A 16097-nucleotide genomic window follows, 5' to 3' on the forward strand; every position below is an offset into this window, starting at 1 on the left:
TTAATAATGCACTACGAGTGAATTTAATAAATATACCGTCTTAGATAATGAAATGCTGTCCCGCCTGAAAACAATGGCTCAGGAACTTTTTTATGATCTGAAAGAGGATACACCAATACACACAGTTTCGGGTTCTTTTGATTTTTCCTATGTGGATATTGAAGATAAAGAAGAAGTACTTAATAAACTGTCCAATGAGTTTTACGAAAATTATGGATTGCAGCTTACGATTCTGGAAGACAATTCATTGAAAATTGGGGATAACGACGAAAAACATTTGCAAAAATTTATTGAAGACAATTATCACGACGTTTTGTCATTAGATGTAGAAAAATCATTAGAACTTAAAGTTGAGTTTGACGAGAAAAATGATATTGATTTTAGAGAGGAACAAATAAGAAGGAAACTAATTGAAAATAATCTTGATCGGGCGCGGATAAATATTCAAAAAAATGACAAATTATTAAATGTTACAGTAAGCAGTTTTATCAGGAAGGACTTCTTTGATGAGTTGGGCATCATGTTCTTAAAAAGCATTTCACGTCTCGAAACCACTAAACCTGTAAATGTTAAAGATTTTCCAGGTTTGGTAGAGGTTGATAATATCTACCATTACGAAAATGCAAATAAACTGGACCTTGATAGGTTAGATAAAATAGCAGCCACAAAATATCCGGATCTTTACTTTAAAAGATTAGCAACCAGGTATGTTTTTAAATATTCCGAAGGGAAAAATTTCAGTGAATTACGGGAGTTTAAAACCCTCACAGACCTCCCTGGTAAGTCATTTTTCAACGTTCATTTGTCCAAAGTAAAACTAACAGTCGATTCCGAAAAGGATTACCAGAATCAGGTCGAGAGAATTAGAGCCACAGCTCCTTTTGCAAAAATTGAGAATAAAGGGTATGTCAGAAGATTAAAACTAAATTTTATCTGTGATAACGAGGAGCACCGGGAACATATTTTAAACAAGGTCCAGAATGAACTCAGACAAATAATTTCAGATGGAATCGCTTGTCAAACCATCAGGAAACACACCTCACTGATATATGCTAAAAACTTCACCTCAGAAGATGAGCGTGACGTAATACTGGATAACTTGAAAAAATTTGCGGAAAAATATGAGGGTGTTTTAGATCTTTTTGTGGATAGTCGTTTAGGTACTACAAAATATGAGTTTTTGAAAAATGAAAATCTTGAAGCTGAAAGCGAAAAAGAAAGATTTAAAGAGGTGAAGTTTCAGTCTTTTGTTTTCTTGAACCCCGATGAAAAGCAAGAACTCCAGGCAAATATTGATAAAGATGGAATTGACGCAAGATTTTTCGGAGGTTTAACCATGGGTACACTTCGCAAAAAAGTAAAAAATAAACTTACTTTTCGAATCACCGATTTATTTGAAAGTAAACTGAATGCTAAAATTGAAGAAAGGTTAGAAATTGAAGAATTAAAAGAAGGTTTTATTAAGCCTATTTTCCCAGGCGATTTAACGAATATTGACAGAATGATAAAAGCGATGCGTAAAGTAACTGCACCTGGAGGAAGAGCAGGTTATCCGGTCAACCTAAACCTTTCTAATTTTCTCTTTAATCCTAAAGAGGTTGTTGCTTCATCAAGCGAGTATGCCGAAACAAGGTCAAGAATATTACAGAATCTTAATGAGCCGCTGCTTAAAAATCAGGAAAAACAAATTGAAGCCGTTACAAAAACGCTGTTGGCAAAAGACATGGCATTAATTCAAGGACCACCAGGGACAGGGAAAACAACGGTGATTGCAGAAATAATTTGGCAGGTTTTATCTGATAATCCCAAAGCCAAAATTCTGATTACTTCTCAGACCAACTTAGCGGTTGACAATGCTTTGGAAAGGTTAAAAGGAAAAAAATTGGTTCGTCCAATCAGGATCGGCAGAAACGAGAAATTTGAAGATGAAGGAAAGGTCTATTCTTTCGATAGGATTAATGAATGGAATACGGCAAAAAGCAACTCCATCGATGAAACATATGCTGCGGATAACGCTGTAAATAATTGGATTGAAAATGTAAGTAAATCATGTAGCGATGATCCTAAATTTTCTAAGGCAGTAAAAAAATGGAAAGAAGTATTAGAAAACAGGGAACCGGTCATAAAATCTTCTTTTAGAGAAAATTATATAAGAAATATAAACGTATTTGCAGCTACGTGTAGCGAGTGTGGGAGCGGCAGGTTTGCTGAAGCATACAGAACAGCCGTTGCAGGCGATAGTGAAGCGCCGCTCGAGCCAATGTTCGATTTAGTGATCATGGATGAGGCCAGTAAAGCGACACCACCGGAATTGGTATTACCACTTACTTTTGGTAAGAAGGTGGTAATTATTGGAGACCATAAGCAGTTGCCGCCAATGTTGGATGAAAAAGAATTTAGTGAAGCTCTTGAAAATTTAGGAGCTCGTGAATTAATAGAGGATTGGACGACTGCGGATTATAAAACATCTCAATTCGAGAAACTCTTTAAAAATGCGCCCAAAAGTATCGTTGCTAGTTTAGATACACAATTTAGAATGCATGAGCAGATAATGAATTGTATTTCACAGTTCTACGAAGATCAGGAAGAACTCGAAAATGGTTTGATCTGCGGCATAAAAAACGAAATGGATATTCCTGATTTCGCAAATAAAGCCAGCAGATGGCATGGCCTAACAGTTACCCCACTTATTTCTCCTAAAAATCATGCAATATGGGTGAACGTAAATTCAGAAGAAAATCGTGTAGGAACTTCTTTCGAAAACCAGGGAGAAGTGAATGCAGTTAAAACAGTTCTCAAAGCACTTACTCAGGCTCAGGGTTTCGATGAATATTTAAAAAATTGTAAAAAAGAAGAAGATAAAGAGATTGGCATTATCACGTATTATATGCCTCAAATGCAGGCAATTAAAAATTCGATATATGAAAATTTGAATAAAAATCAACTAAGCAACTTCGAGCATTTTAAAAGTGAAAATGAATTTTATTTGCCTTTTAGAATAAATACAGTCGATAGATTTCAGGGGATGGAACGAAATATTGTAATTATTTCTACAGTGCGAAGCAACAGACAAATTGTACGCGAAAAAAATCAGGACGTTATAAGGCCGAACTACGCGCTTGGATTTGCAAAAGAATTGCAGCGTATTAATGTTGGTTTTTCTAGGGCTAAGAGGTTGCTGATAGTAATTGGTAATGAAAAGCATTTTTCGCAAAAAGCAGAATATGAAAAAGCCATCTCAAAAATGCATAAAATTGATATTTCCCAACTTGAAAATGTGTTATTATGAGTACTGTAAAATTATCAAAGTTTGCACTCGAACAAAATTATCCCATTTCTGAATTAATCACATTTATGAACCAGAATGGTTACAGCAAAAAAGAAGATACTTCTGAAATTATTTCTGAACAGGAAATAGAATTTGTAAAGAATAATTTCAACTCATACCTAAACCAAACAGGAATTGGTTCTGAAAATGATAAGAATAATTTTATTGACGGCATTACGAAAAAAGAAAGCGTCGATACCCCAGTTCAGTTAAAAGTAATAGAGGCTGCAAATAAAGAAAAACTCTTAATTGAAAGAATTGTCGGTTTTACTGATTTTGAATGGGAATTTCTAATCGCAAAGTATAATGGGACAGTTTCACAACCGGTACCGTTTACAATTTTTGATGAAGTGATTTGCGATTTATTGCTCGTTGAAAATTTATCTAAGAATAAACTTGGGAAAATATTAGGGTTGAATACCGTTGATAATCCTGCCGAAAATGATGTTATTGAAAAATCCTTGCAATCTCTTCGAAATGAAGACATGATCGCCGGAGACGACAATGCTTTATCGCTAACCGAAACAGGTAAAGAGTATGCGAAAAATGGGGTAAAATATTCCTTTTTCAACCGCGATTTCAGTATATACTTTGACTTAACAGGCAGAAATATACTAAACCCTAAAGTAGAGTTAAAGAAATTAAAAAGCGAAAAGCTTCAGGATGAAGTAAAACAGGTTCCAGCTACTTTAGAGCAGATTAAACAGTTTGCGATTCTGCAGGCGCCGGAAGTACATTTCCCGGACAAAAAATACCTCCTTCAGGACGCTTCTTTATTGAAAGCACAAAAATACAAGGCGAAAGTTTGGGTTATCTTTTTGGAAAATTTTAAAGATAGTTCACTTCGGGTTTTGGTATTTGATGAAAGTCAAGGAAAAATTATAGATCAGTTATCAGAAGATCTTAATAAGAGAGAGGCGATCAAGAACCAACTTTTTGAAAGCCTTATACTCGCTTCTGATGAATTGGAAATTACGGATGAGAAAAAGACCAAGGAACAAATTGAAGAAGAGCAACTGTTAATTGAGAAACAAACATTGATTGACAGTGCGATTCAGTCAAACGATATTCATGGTGCTGAAAAGATAAAAGAAGAGATAAAAAATCAAAAGAGAAATTTCAATACAGTCGAATTTGAACTTGAATTGAAGAAAATATTTGATAAAAATAATAATGAACTTTGGTTTATTAGCCCATGGTTAAAGTACGGAGCCATTAGATATCGCATTAATTACTTTGAAAAGCAGTTAAAGCAGGGAGCAAAAATATTCATCGGTTACTCCGAACCGGAGAGACAGGATGCGGTTATGGTTGATCCTCGGGCTGGCGAATTGTTGGCCAATCTTGAAAAAAAATATTCAAATTTTTATATCCATCATTTACCCCCATTTCATATTAAAAATGTCTGGATTAGAAATACTGATTCAGAAAACACACTGTATATGGGCAGTTTTAATATCTTGTCATACCATGTTGATAAAGGAAGTAGGAATATAAGACAGGAACAAATGATGAAACTTCAATGGGATCCGGAAACAGAAGAAATGCATAAAGATTTTGTGCACAAGTTTGGGGGAAAATATATTACTCGTGAGTGTGAGAAATTTAATTCATTGCAACAGGCCGTTCCAAATCCGATAACAAAAGAATTTTTACTTAAGATAAAAACGATAGACCATTTAAAATTAAATCCATTCAGAAATATAGGTTTTGAAGAATTTGATAGTATTTTAGACGTTCTGGAAACTAAGAAAACTGAAGCACTAAATGTATTCGGAAAACAGGTGTTTCTGGAAGAATTTGGCAACCTTAAACTCAATGTAGATAAACTTTATAATGTAAAAATTAATAAGAGCACCAAAAAAGGATATGTAGAAAGTTTCGAAAATTTAATAGAAGAATTTGATTACCTAAAAGAGGAATTCAATATGGAACTGTCAGATCTGTTCCAAAAAATTAATAAACTAAAAACATTGAATTAATCCCCGCTCGGCCACAGCAAATAACATAATTGCAATTATAGTCAATCTGCCTAAGCAAACCGTTGCCCTCCGCTCCACTGCGCTTCGTTACGGGCAAACCAGCACCATTATCACCTATAATTGAAAATTATGTTAAATGCTTACCGTTTGTTTGGGCAAAGCCCGCACAAGCCAACGCCTTCCAGCTGCCAATGTATTTATAATTTAGTAGACCCTTTTACCGTTCCAGTGCGCTAATCGACAGTCCAGTCTTGAAAGGTCCATGTGCCTGCAGTCCATATTCTGCTTTTTTTCAGCGGAAAGTGTAGTAGCAGAATAGGCACTTCGGCACCGCGCACAGCAGTATTCCGGGCAACAAAAAAATGCGCATGCCATCGCTTTCCCTTTCCCCGCTTTGCCACCGCTCAAGCATTTTTTCACCTCCCTACATACCGCTGTCTTTCCAACCCCTCTAAGCAAGATTATAACACAATGAAAAAGCTATCTCTTAAAAACACAAGACCTTTCATTAGTTGGTTCAGGAATTGTAAGTATCTGAAAATGAAGAATGCAATACTTTTAGCAATAATACTGGGATTACTTATTTCATGTAAGCTTCCTAATGCAACAACTGATTCAGGCTCAGAGAATGATAAGTCAGAAAAAGCAATCCTTCCTCCATCGTCGGTTGTAAAAAATTCTGCCGATCAACTGACGGTTGATTCTTTGCCCAAAAACGTTCTTATTAATTTTCAAAATGACTCTATTCCTTTGGCTGATATCAAACAGATACAGAAATTACGCATACTGAATAATACTTCTGAACCTATTGTTTTCGGGGACGATTTTATATTAGAATATTATGCAAATGGCGCTTGGAATAAAACCAACAACGGCAGGCAGTTTAAAAGCGGTCAATATAGTTTGACTCCAGGTCGGGAATATATGGTGCCCACGGATTTATACTTCTATAGTTCTATCTATAGACTTGGCAGATACCGTATTTCAAAACCTTATAGGAATTCCAGTTCTCTTTCAATTACACAGGATCAAACTAATTTTGCTACTTATGAATTCTCGGTGTTCACTCCGCCATTTAAAAATATGGAACGTAAAGTATTTATGAGTTTGTCAAAAAACACCGTAAAGATCTCAGAACTCAACCAACCAATTCCTTTCACCATCATCAACAATTCTTACGATGAAATTTTCTTCGGTGAAAGGCAAACTGTTGAAAAATATGATGGAAAAAATTGGAATAAGATTCCGTTTGATGGGATTATAAATGACATCGGTTATAGTCTTTATGTAGGTACACAAACCTCTGAACATTCTTTAAATCTGCGCCCGGTACAATACAAATACAAACCGGGCCGTTATCGGTTGGCAAAACCATTTAGCATACGAAATGAAGAGAGTATTAAAACTGCATGGAAAGACTTTACATTGTATGACGAATTCCTGATAGTTCCATAACAATACAATTTGCATCCAGACTTTTCCTCCATTCATCCATGTTACTCCAGCACATAGCCGGCATTCACTTCACGGACGTGACCGGCCGCTTCGTTCCTGCCGTCTATACGCTTCCGTCACCGCGCACAGCAGTATGCCGGCATACCGGAAATTGCATATTTTATTTTAGCTCCGGTACACCGTCATACAGCTGTCTTTTCCCTTGCTGTCCACCGCTTTGAAAGAAAAACCGTTCTCACAATTAGCCATGTACCGGGAGTCAATAAACTGCGTTGTTTCAGCGGAAAAGCTCAGTGGCAGTTTATCCACTCTCGGTACCGCGCACAGCAGTATGCCGGTGCATCGTTCCTCCGCACCGCCATACCGCTGTCTTTCCCTCCGCTGAAGAGATTTAGACAATTACCGCTTATAATTCCCGGAGTTTAATAATAAGCAAAACTCCTGTTTCACCTCCCGAAAGTCCCGGATAAGAAAAAATAAAAAAAAAGAAAGTAAAGTTATAGCGTCGGAAAAATGCCCTGACAATATCAAGCCCTTGCGGGTTTTTTGAAAAAAATATTGTCGTTAAAAATGCTACGCCTATATTTTTTTCAAAAAAATATTGCATGTCATTTTTCCTCCACAAGAGTTAGGCACTTTCTTTTTTTCCTTTTTTTCTTTTGAAAAATTTTCCCCGCAGCATAATTTTTTAACCCAAAATTATGGTTACCAACAAAGTACGGACGTACTCAGTCCACCGCCCAGCCCCTGAACAGGCAATTTTTATTCTTAACCGTGGCAGAAATGCCGGAAAACCGCTCCGCGAACCGTGCCCGAACTGCTTTATCATCTACTGCAGCAACCAGGAAGAACAGGAAACCGTTTACTGGACATTTTACGCCCTCTGGAAAAACGGATTCTTTCACCCTTATCTCTGCGGCAGCGTCATCGAAATGCTTCGGCTCTTCGAGCTGAAAAAACTCCTGCAAAACTTCATCCAGCCCGGCATCGAAAAAGCTACCCGCAATCCCGAAATGATCCACAAAATCAAATCCATCCACGACCTGGAACAGAAGCAAGCAGAACAATCCAAACTGCTCAGTCAGCTCCGCGCATCCCTCATCCAGAAATATTATTACTCAATCTTAAAACAAAAAATTCCCCGGAGGGAATTTTTTGTTTTAAGTGCCACTTATTCCACTCCTTAGAGCACCTTAAAGCATACTTATTTCACCCCTTTTAACAAAACGGTGCAAATGAGTGCAAGCAAAATCTAAAGCACCGAAAAGGCCTGTCATTACAACAGGCCGTCTAACCAAATAAATTACAAAAATGGGATTTAAGTGCTATTTAAGCGCTTCTGCAGCTGGATCTCCGGACGATTTTCCGGGAATTTTCCGGGAATTTTCGCCGTACTCTTCCGAGCTGATTGCCGTCTGACTTACCGCACCGAGAATGGTTCCGCCTAAAAGCAAGTAACCTCCAATGGAAATTACTGCTGCAGGTAAGGCAACCGGCGCCGCCACAAGGGCACCGCCGACAGCCGACAAACTGAGACCAACATTCCGCACAATGCGGAACCATTTTGGAGTGGGTGCAGACATTCTGCTTACTAAATTCAGGTTTCTATTTTTCATGATCGTGATTTCTTATTTCGTTAATTTCTAATTTATTGATCCGTTGTTCCAGGTATTCAACTTTCTTGTTCTGGATATCGTAAGAAGTTTTGAATTCTGTTTTGATGATCAGAGCCATGGTCTTGACTTCTGACATATCTTTTTCCATACTCTTGAAATCGGTGTGCAGCTGCTTGATGAAATAAGCAACGATACCCAGCAGAACACTGCTGATAAAACCGAACATCACACTCAACGTTAATTCACTTCCCATGATGATTCTGTTTTAAAATTGAAAATTGTTCTTGATCTCAATCTGATTATCCTTGCTTTTGGCTGCCGCCAAAAGTTTAGGATAAACCAGCCGGTACGCATCGCGGCTCTGCAGGATCTGATAGTCTCCGTCTTTTTTGATGTAACTCAATCCGACGAGTGGACAACCTGCCGTATGTTCAATCGTGTTTCCGGTATGGATATACACTAAATCGAAAGTCGGCAGATCATCAATCTCAATCATGCCCTTGTGCATTTCACCGTATTTTTGGGAATACGTTCTGTTCATTCCACCTGTGGTGTTGACTTTCAGCTGAAATTTTCCCTCCGGAATTGCGGTCTTGCTTTTAATCTTTACCTGACGAATATTATCCTCCAGGAGAAAGCATTGAAATATGCCATCAATATAAAGATGGGAAAGGGTGCTTTCTTTGCCCTGTGCTACTCTTACTATTTTCGTTTTCATTCTGTATTGTATTTTAATTTTACAAATCAGTGATAAAAAAAAGGCTTCCATTTTCTGGAAGCCCTTTCATGATCACATCTTAAAACACTTCCTCAATTTTGAGACAGTTACCGGTTGCGAATGGATAATAAACCCCATTTACTTCCTGGAAGAACTCAATCCCGATACACTGAAGAACAGAAACGGTATTATCCAGAGTTGGTAAACCTGGCAAATCTGCCGTAATGGTATCACCGGAATAACTTTCATTAAGCGGGATAAACGGCGATCTGGAAACTACACTCAGCTCATTGTTCACCGCGTCGTCCGGTTCATAAGTTCCGGTAACCGGGTTATACGAAAAGTCTGCGATAACAGCCAGTGCATGAAGCAAACGAAAATGCGAAGCACCTGCAGGAGCAGCGATCAGTTCCACCGGCAGAAACTCCTCAACAATCAGATCTGCAGTATTTCTTGCAGGATCGTGATTTACCTGATAAGGAGCATTGAAAACACCGTTGATGGACTGGTTCTTATTGAACTCAAACCCGGTGAGATAATTTCTCTGAGTGGAGATTTCTACCTTTCGGTAACCTCTGGCTTCCGTTCCGTCCTCCAGGTTGATTTTCTTCATGATCGAAGTTAATCTGCCTGTCACCTGGGTATCGGTAAATTTCCCCATCAGCTGGGAAAGAGCGGTTCGCACCGCCTTTCCGGCGATGGCGCAGCCACCGAACTCGTTCATGTTTTCGCGCGTACGCTCAAACTCCGGAGCTGTTTTTACCTGTTCTGCGGTAGGTCCGCCTACCATGCCGGCAAAAAATCCTTTTTGCCCTTTGATTTTGAAATGTCTCACGTCGCCGATAGTTCCGACGTACTTCATGAGACCTTTTTGTCTTGCCATAATATTAAATTTTGCAATTGATAATTTGAAGAAAAACACTGTTGTCTAGACACTTATAAATTTCTTGAATTATCTTTACAAATACAATAGTCAAAATACTGTAAATCAATGCATTACAACGAAATTACCCCCGAGAACACTCAGTCGGACGTCAGCAAAACTGTAAATTCGTCTACAAAGTATTTCCTGATTCCGGAGATTATTACCGAAACCTATTGGATCGTTGAAAGGGTTCTGGATGGCGACACATTAATCGTGAGAGAAGAATTCGGTCAGGTAAGCAAGGAAATCCGACTTTACGGCCTCGATGCACCGGAAGTCCACATGAGCCGCAAAATGCGCGAGGATGAAGCGAAAAGCCACTTGCCTGCAGCTTTCTTACAAGAACTCGGACTGCAGAGTTTAGATTACGTGTTCCAAATGTGTCCACCTGGAACACGCATCACACTCCTCATCGAAAAGAAAAACGAACTCGACTTCTGGCTGCGGCAGTTGGCTTATGTCATTCTGCCTTCAGGGGAATGCCTGAATGAGCTTTTAATAACAAATGGCTGGGCAAAAGCCAGCCATTCTTATTATTGTTCCATGCTTAGTGAATATCAACAGTTAAATTTTGAAGCAAAGCAGCAACACCGCGGAAACTACCTGTCAGTCGATGTTCTCTGATTTGTTGTACTTATGTTGTACCAAAGGAGGTGAAAAAGTAAGAAAGTACCCTGTTAAAAGGACTTTGCAAACGGACTTGTATTAATATCTGTTATCCCTAGTCATTCCAACCGTAGGATTTCCATTCTTTTTCTTCATCATAATATTTTTCTGTTACTAAAAAACCTCTATTATATTGAACAATAAAGTCAGTGCCTCTTAATGTGTAGTATTCGATTCCAAAATTTTTAATTGGACTGGAGTTGATTGTCATCTTTTTTTCTCGAATTTTCTCAATTATTTGATTAGCTCTGAATCTTTGAATTTTATCAACAGTGAAAGTTGACACTATTTGTGATATTAAGAAAATCGGAAGTAAACAAAGTATTAAAGTTGACTGTTGCTTACGTACATTCTTCTTGTATTTTAAAATATTAAAAATGAAAATGGGTAATGATACTATTAAAATAATACCGAAAGGAATCAGTAAGAAAAACATTTGAACTACAACAGCATAGCTTATAAATGGGGTCATAATTCCCAAAATCATAATCAACCAGATAAAATGCTTCAGCTTAATTGTCATTCGTAGATTTTTGTTTAAAACATTCCGATAATCAAATATCCAAATTAAATTTCGATTCTACTAATCTTAAATTGTATAAATTTTTGATCAAATATTGATAAGTGATATTGGTAATTTGTTCTGTAATTAAGGTAAGTAGTTTGTTATTATTAGAACATAATTTTGTTGTAATCATATTTACTGAGATCAATGATAATATTTTAAAAGAATTGCTCTCTTCAAAGAAATCAAAAAGAAGAAGTGTTTCAAACATTTGTTTGATAACAATATGTTAAATATTCATTAAAATTATTTTTTAACTTATTGGATATCAGTAATAATAGTTTTTCTTGATTATATTTGATAGATTTTATTATTGAATACATAAGGTGTATTTTATTTTTAATCAATAAATTTGAACGTTTGTTTGAAAACACATCTAAAAAATTAGTATTTATGAGGAATATCGCGCTTAGCTTTTTTGTTGTTTTAGGTCTTTTGACATCATGTTCCAAGTCAGAGAACAAAGACGAGAAAAAAGAATTACCGCCTCAACCATATCAATATATCGTTGCAAAAAGTGGTCCCGCTGAAAATTTGACACAATATCCTGCCAGACTGGAAGGTATAGAAAATGTAGAGATCCGTCCGAAAATAGACGGTTTCGTGGAGAAGATCTATATCGATGAAGGCAGCCAGGTCAGCAAAGGACAATTACTTTTTCTTATCAGAAATCCTCAGTACGAACAATCTGTTTTAGCAGCGCAAGCGACCATGAACAGCGCAAGAGCAGCAGTTGCTACTGCTCAAATGCAAGTGACAAAGACCAAACCTTTGGTTGATAAGAAGATCATCTCTGCCTACGAATTGCAGTCAGCAGAATTGGCACTCAAATCTGCGAAAGCATCTTTAGCAGAAACTCAGGCTCAATTGACAAATGCTCAGGTCAATGCGGGTTATACAAAACTTTACAGTCCAGTGAGTGGCGTTGTGGGAACCTTGCCTTACAAAGCAGGAAGTTATATCAGCACAGCTACGACGCAACCTTTGACCACGGTTTCCAATGTTTCAAAAATATTCGCTTATTTTTCAATCAATGAAAAACAACAGTTGGACTTCTTCAAACACGCAACTGGTGCAACCATCAATGAGAAGCTTAAAAATTCTCCTTTGGTAGAATTGATTTTGTCAGACGGAAGCAAGTACGACGAAAAAGGTAAAATAGAATCCATCAGCGGATTGGTCGATCCAAATACAGGTTCGTTCTCAATGAGAGCAACGTTCCCAAATCCAAAGGGTTTGATAAGAAGTGGTTACAGCGCAACCGTTCAGTTGCCAAATAATATGGAGAATGTGTTCATTGTTCCTCAATCTGCGACTTATGAACTTCAAGGTAAGATCATGGTTTATCTGATCGGTGCGGACAACAAGGTGAAATCTACCGAGGTCAAAGTTGAAGACCTGCCAGATGGATTGACTTACGCAGTGACTTCCGGATTAAAACAAGGTGATAAGATCGTTGTAGAAGGAATTGGTCTTCTGAAAGACGAAACTGTGGTTGTCCCGAAAGAAACGACGCTTCAAAACGTGATCGCTAGAAAATAGTCTTTCAAATATTTCATCATTGTCAAAAGTGAGAATTTGAAAGCTTTCAATTTTGGAAGTCTTTTATCTTTCCTCTTTTTTCTTTTAGTCTAAAAAATATGTTTAAAAAATTTATAGAACGCCCGGTATTATCCACCGTAATTTCCATTATCATCGTAATTCTCGGTGTTTTGGGGATTGTAACCTTGCCGGTTTCCCAATATCCGGATATTGCGCCGCCAACAGTGGTTGTGAATACAAGTTACCAAGGTGCAAATGCCGACGTTATTCTCAAAAGTGTGATCGTTCCTTTGGAGGAGCAGATCAATGGTGTAGAAGGGATGACCTATATGACCTCTTCTGCGACCAATGATGGTTCTGGTTCGGTAACGGTTTATTTCAAGCAAGGCGTGGATCCTGATATTGCAGCAGTAAACGTTCAAAACAGGGTTTCCAGAGCCAACTCACTTTTACCTAGAGAGGTGACACAAGCCGGGGTTACCGTTTTGAAGAGGCAAAGTTCCAACGTATTGATCTTCTCGCTTTACAGTGAGAATCCTGCGTATGATATGACCTTCCTTCAAAATTATACCAATATCAACATTGTTCCGCAGATCAAAAGGGTAACAGGTGTTGGTGATGTGACGGTTTTCGGTTCCAAGGATTATTCGATAAGAATTTGGTTGGATCCAAACAAAATGGCCGCTTACGGACTTGTGCCTTCGGATATCAGTACGCTTTTGGCTGAGCAGAATATCGAAGCCGCGCCAGGAAGTTTGGGTGATGAAAGTGACCAGAGTTTCCGATACACTTTGAAGTATAAAGGTAGATTGACAGAGATTCCGGAATTTGATAATATCATCATCAAAGCAACTGAGAATGGGCAAACTTTAAGGCTGAAAGATGTCGCAAGAGTAGAACTTGGTGCTCAGGATTATACAGGAAGCAGTTTCACAGATGGTAATCCATCTATTGGTATGGCGGTAGCACAAACAGCCGGTTCCAACGCACAGGATGTAATTAATCAATCGGTCGCGGTTCTTGATAAAGCCCAGGAATCTTTTCCTAAAGGTGTGAAGTATGTGGCTCTTGTGAACGCGAATGACTTTTTGGATGCTTCTATTGAGAAAGTGATCCATACATTGTTTGAGGCGTTTATCCTTGTATTTATTGTTGTCTTCCTGTTCCTACAAGATTGGCGTTCCACGATGATCCCGGCAATTTCGGTTCCGGTTGCGATTGTGGGAACGTTTTTCTTTCTAAGTATCTTCGGATTTACCATCAATCTATTAACGCTTTTCGCCTTGATTTTGGCGGTAGGTATCGTGGTCGATGATGCGATTGTGGTCGTAGAAGCTGTTCACAGCAAACTGGAACAGGGTGAGAAATCACCGCTTCGTGCTTCCGTGAATGCGATGGACGAGATCAGTGGTGCGATCATCAGTATTACTTTGGTAATGGCTGCGGTTTTCATCCCTGTGAGTTTTATCTCCGGTTCAGCAGGGGTTTTCTACAAACAGTTTGGATTGACCTTAGCGATTTCTATTATATTATCAGCCGTAAACGCATTGACATTGAGTCCAGCTTTATGTGCGATTTTCCTTAAGCCACATTCTCACGAAGAGAAGAAAAAGAATTTCCTGGAAAGATTTTTCACCAATTTCAACATCATTTTTGATGCGATGGTAAAACGTTATACGCGAGGGATTTTATTTTTATTAAAGAAAAAATGGATGGCCTTTGCGGGATTGGCAGTTTTTGCTGGGATCTTTGTTTGGCTAATGAACACGACACCAAAATCATTCGTTCCAAGTGAGGATATGGGTGGTGTCTTTATGGATATTTCGCTTCCAATCGGTTCCAATGAGAATCGTACGAAGGAAGTCATGCAGAAGGTAGAAAATATCGTTAAAAAGCAACCAGAAGTTCTTCATATCTTCAAAGTTTCTGGCCGAGGAATGATCAGTGGAAGTGGCTCCAATAACGGTATGCTCATCGTAAAAATGAAAGACTGGAAAGACAGAACCGATAAAGGAACCGATCTTCAATCTTTTGTTGCGAGGATGTACAAAGAAACTGCCGGGATCAAGGATGCTAAAATGACCTTCTTCGGAAGACCTACATTGCAAGGTTTCGGTAATGCTGCCGGTTTCGAAATGCAGATCCAGGATCAAAAAGGTGGAAGCATTGCTGACCTGACGAAAGTGACCAATGATTTCATTGATAAGATGAATCAACAGCCAGATATTCAGAAAACGTTTACATCGTTTAACCCGAATTATCCGCAATATATGATCGATATTGATATTGCTGCTACCAAAGCTGCAGGACTTTCTATCAATGATATCTTGACGACAATGCAAGGTTATTATGGTGGAGTCTATGCATCCAATGTCAATCTCTTCGGAAAACAGTACCGTGTAATTTATCAGGCGCCTTTTGAAGATAGAGAAAACCTGGAAAGTTTCAGTATGATCCAGGTTCGTAATTCTAATGGCGAAATGGCACCGCTAAGCAGATTCATCACAGCAAGAAAAGTTTACGGTCCACAGGCTATTGGTCGTTTCAACTTGTTTACTGCGATCTCTCTGAACGGTACACCAAATCCTGGTTTCTCTTCCGGAGACGCGATCAACACTGTAGAAAGAGTAGCGAAAGAAACTTTACCTCAAGGTTACGGCTACGAATTTTCTGGGTTGACGAGAGAGGAAGTTACCGCAGGAGGACAAACTGTTTACATCTTCATCTTATGTTGTGTATTTGTTTATTTCCTTTTGGCAGCGCAATATGAAAGTTATATTTTACCATTTGCTGTAATGTTGTCATTGCCGGTCGGTTTGGCTGGAGTAATGATGTTCAGCAGCTGGATTGGAGGTTCCAACAATATTTACACGCAGATCTCACTCATTATGTTGATTGGACTTTTGGCCAAGAATGCGATTTTGATTGTAGAATTTGCCCTCGATGCTAGAAGAAAAGGTTACACTATTGCCCATGCAGCCATCAGTGGCGCGAAACAAAGACTTCGTCCGATTTTGATGACCTCATTCGCGTTCATTTTCGGTTTGATTCCGTTAGCGATTTCAACCGGCGCTGGAGCTGTAGGTAATCAATCCATTGGAATTGGAGCGATTGGAGGAATGTTGTTCGGAACGGTCTTCGGTGTATTCTTTATCCCGATTTTGTTCGCGGTATTTATGTATCTGCAGGAAAAAGTGAGTGGCAAAAAAGACGTTGAAAAATACGAAGGCGAACTAAGCGAATAACCAAAAGTTGAGAAAAATGAAACGCAAAGCGTTCCATATGACCTCTTAAAAATTA

At 38.4% G+C, this 16097-nt stretch carries 12 protein-coding genes; 7 read left to right on the top strand and 5 right to left on the bottom strand.

Annotation, left to right across the window (positions count from 1 at the left end):
• Nucleotides 1-73: 73 nt before the first annotated feature.
• The 4 genes from AXA65_RS07535 (at nucleotide 74) to AXA65_RS19755 (ending at nucleotide 7952) form a co-directional block, all read left to right on the top strand.
• On the top strand, nucleotides 74-3289 hold the full coding sequence (locus AXA65_RS07535) for an AAA domain-containing protein (protein WP_165596578.1): 3216 nt from the start codon (nucleotides 74-76) through the stop codon (nucleotides 3287-3289).
• Nucleotides 3286-5310 (top strand): hypothetical protein, encoded by a 2025-nt coding sequence (locus AXA65_RS07540; RefSeq protein ID WP_063969512.1) that lies wholly within the window; start codon nucleotides 3286-3288, stop codon nucleotides 5308-5310. The genes AXA65_RS07535 and AXA65_RS07540 overlap by 4 nt, the downstream gene beginning before the upstream one ends.
• 471 nt (nucleotides 5311-5781) lie before the next feature.
• On the top strand, nucleotides 5782-6765 hold the full coding sequence (locus AXA65_RS07545) for an immunoglobulin-like domain-containing protein (protein WP_165596579.1): 984 nt from the start codon (nucleotides 5782-5784) through the stop codon (nucleotides 6763-6765).
• Between the two features lie 701 nt (nucleotides 6766-7466).
• A complete protein-coding gene (locus AXA65_RS19755) occupies nucleotides 7467-7952 on the top strand; it encodes a DUF6943 family protein (RefSeq protein WP_131797789.1) in 486 nt (161 codons plus the stop codon).
• Nucleotides 7953-8090: 138 nt separating this feature from the next.
• On the opposite strand, the gene AXA65_RS07555 is transcribed toward AXA65_RS19755, so the two are convergent.
• The 4 genes from AXA65_RS07555 to AXA65_RS07570 form a co-directional block, all read right to left on the bottom strand.
• On the bottom strand, nucleotides 8091-8381 hold the full coding sequence (locus AXA65_RS07555) for a hypothetical protein (protein WP_218281618.1): 291 nt from the start codon (nucleotides 8379-8381) through the stop codon (nucleotides 8091-8093).
• Entirely contained in the window at nucleotides 8371-8634 is a 264-nt protein-coding gene (locus tag AXA65_RS07560; protein ID WP_063969515.1) for a hypothetical protein, read from the bottom strand. Before AXA65_RS07560 ends, AXA65_RS07555 begins: the two co-directional genes overlap by 11 nt.
• Before the next feature lie 12 nt (nucleotides 8635-8646).
• Nucleotides 8647-9099: a DUF5675 family protein gene (locus AXA65_RS07565; RefSeq protein ID WP_063969516.1), complete on the bottom strand. Its 453-nt coding sequence runs from the start codon at nucleotides 9097-9099 to the stop codon at nucleotides 8647-8649.
• Between the two features lie 79 nt (nucleotides 9100-9178).
• Nucleotides 9179-9823: a hypothetical protein gene (locus tag AXA65_RS07570; protein WP_218281619.1), complete on the bottom strand. Its 645-nt coding sequence runs from the start codon at nucleotides 9821-9823 to the stop codon at nucleotides 9179-9181.
• A 267-nt stretch (nucleotides 9824-10090) separates the two neighbouring features.
• On the opposite strand from AXA65_RS07570, the gene AXA65_RS07575 reads away from it, so the two are divergent.
• Entirely contained in the window at nucleotides 10091-10648 is a 558-nt protein-coding gene (locus AXA65_RS07575; RefSeq protein WP_063969518.1) for a thermonuclease family protein, read from the top strand.
• A 97-nt stretch (nucleotides 10649-10745) separates the two neighbouring features.
• Here AXA65_RS07575 and AXA65_RS07580 read toward each other — a convergent pair whose 3' ends face one another.
• The gene (locus tag AXA65_RS07580) at nucleotides 10746-11213 is read right to left on the bottom strand and encodes a hypothetical protein (RefSeq protein ID WP_063969519.1); all 468 of its coding nucleotides are present in this window, start codon (nucleotides 11211-11213) and stop codon (nucleotides 10746-10748) included.
• A gap of 435 nt (nucleotides 11214-11648) precedes the next feature.
• Here AXA65_RS07580 and AXA65_RS07590 point away from each other — a divergent pair, with 435 nt between their 5' ends.
• Nucleotides 11649-12797: an efflux RND transporter periplasmic adaptor subunit gene (locus tag AXA65_RS07590; protein ID WP_063969521.1), complete on the top strand. Its 1149-nt coding sequence runs from the start codon at nucleotides 11649-11651 to the stop codon at nucleotides 12795-12797.
• A 98-nt stretch (nucleotides 12798-12895) separates the two neighbouring features.
• Entirely contained in the window at nucleotides 12896-16042 is a 3147-nt protein-coding gene (locus AXA65_RS07595; protein ID WP_063969522.1) for an efflux RND transporter permease subunit, read from the top strand.
• Nucleotides 16043-16097 lie beyond the last annotated feature (55 nt).

The organism is Chryseobacterium sp. FP211-J200, assembly GCF_001643375.1.
GTDB lineage: Bacteria > Bacteroidota > Bacteroidia > Flavobacteriales > Weeksellaceae > Epilithonimonas > Epilithonimonas ginsengisoli.

What these genes read in the sequence shown, in the direction of transcription:
- AXA65_RS07535 (WP_165596578.1), top strand. Translation starts at nt 74, where the DNA reads ATGGCTCAGGAACTTTTTTATGATCTGAAAGAGGATACACCAATACAC.
- AXA65_RS07540 (WP_063969512.1), top strand. Translation starts at nt 3,286, where the DNA reads ATGAGTACTGTAAAATTATCAAAGTTTGCACTCGAACAAAATTATCCC.
- AXA65_RS07545 (WP_165596579.1), top strand. Translation starts at nt 5,782, where the DNA reads ATGAAAAAGCTATCTCTTAAAAACACAAGACCTTTCATTAGTTGGTTC.
- AXA65_RS19755 (WP_131797789.1), top strand. Translation starts at nt 7,467, where the DNA reads ATGGTTACCAACAAAGTACGGACGTACTCAGTCCACCGCCCAGCCCCT.
- AXA65_RS07555 (WP_218281618.1), bottom strand. Translation starts at nt 8,381, where the DNA reads ATGAAAAATAGAAACCTGAATTTAGTAAGCAGAATGTCTGCACCCACT.
- AXA65_RS07560 (WP_063969515.1), bottom strand. Translation starts at nt 8,634, where the DNA reads ATGGGAAGTGAATTAACGTTGAGTGTGATGTTCGGTTTTATCAGCAGT.
- AXA65_RS07565 (WP_063969516.1), bottom strand. Translation starts at nt 9,099, where the DNA reads ATGAAAACGAAAATAGTAAGAGTAGCACAGGGCAAAGAAAGCACCCTT.
- AXA65_RS07570 (WP_218281619.1), bottom strand. Translation starts at nt 9,823, where the DNA reads ATGAACGAGTTCGGTGGCTGCGCCATCGCCGGAAAGGCGGTGCGAACC.
- AXA65_RS07575 (WP_063969518.1), top strand. Translation starts at nt 10,091, where the DNA reads ATGCATTACAACGAAATTACCCCCGAGAACACTCAGTCGGACGTCAGC.
- AXA65_RS07580 (WP_063969519.1), bottom strand. Translation starts at nt 11,213, where the DNA reads ATGACAATTAAGCTGAAGCATTTTATCTGGTTGATTATGATTTTGGGA.
- AXA65_RS07590 (WP_063969521.1), top strand. Translation starts at nt 11,649, where the DNA reads ATGAGGAATATCGCGCTTAGCTTTTTTGTTGTTTTAGGTCTTTTGACA.
- AXA65_RS07595 (WP_063969522.1), top strand. Translation starts at nt 12,896, where the DNA reads ATGTTTAAAAAATTTATAGAACGCCCGGTATTATCCACCGTAATTTCC.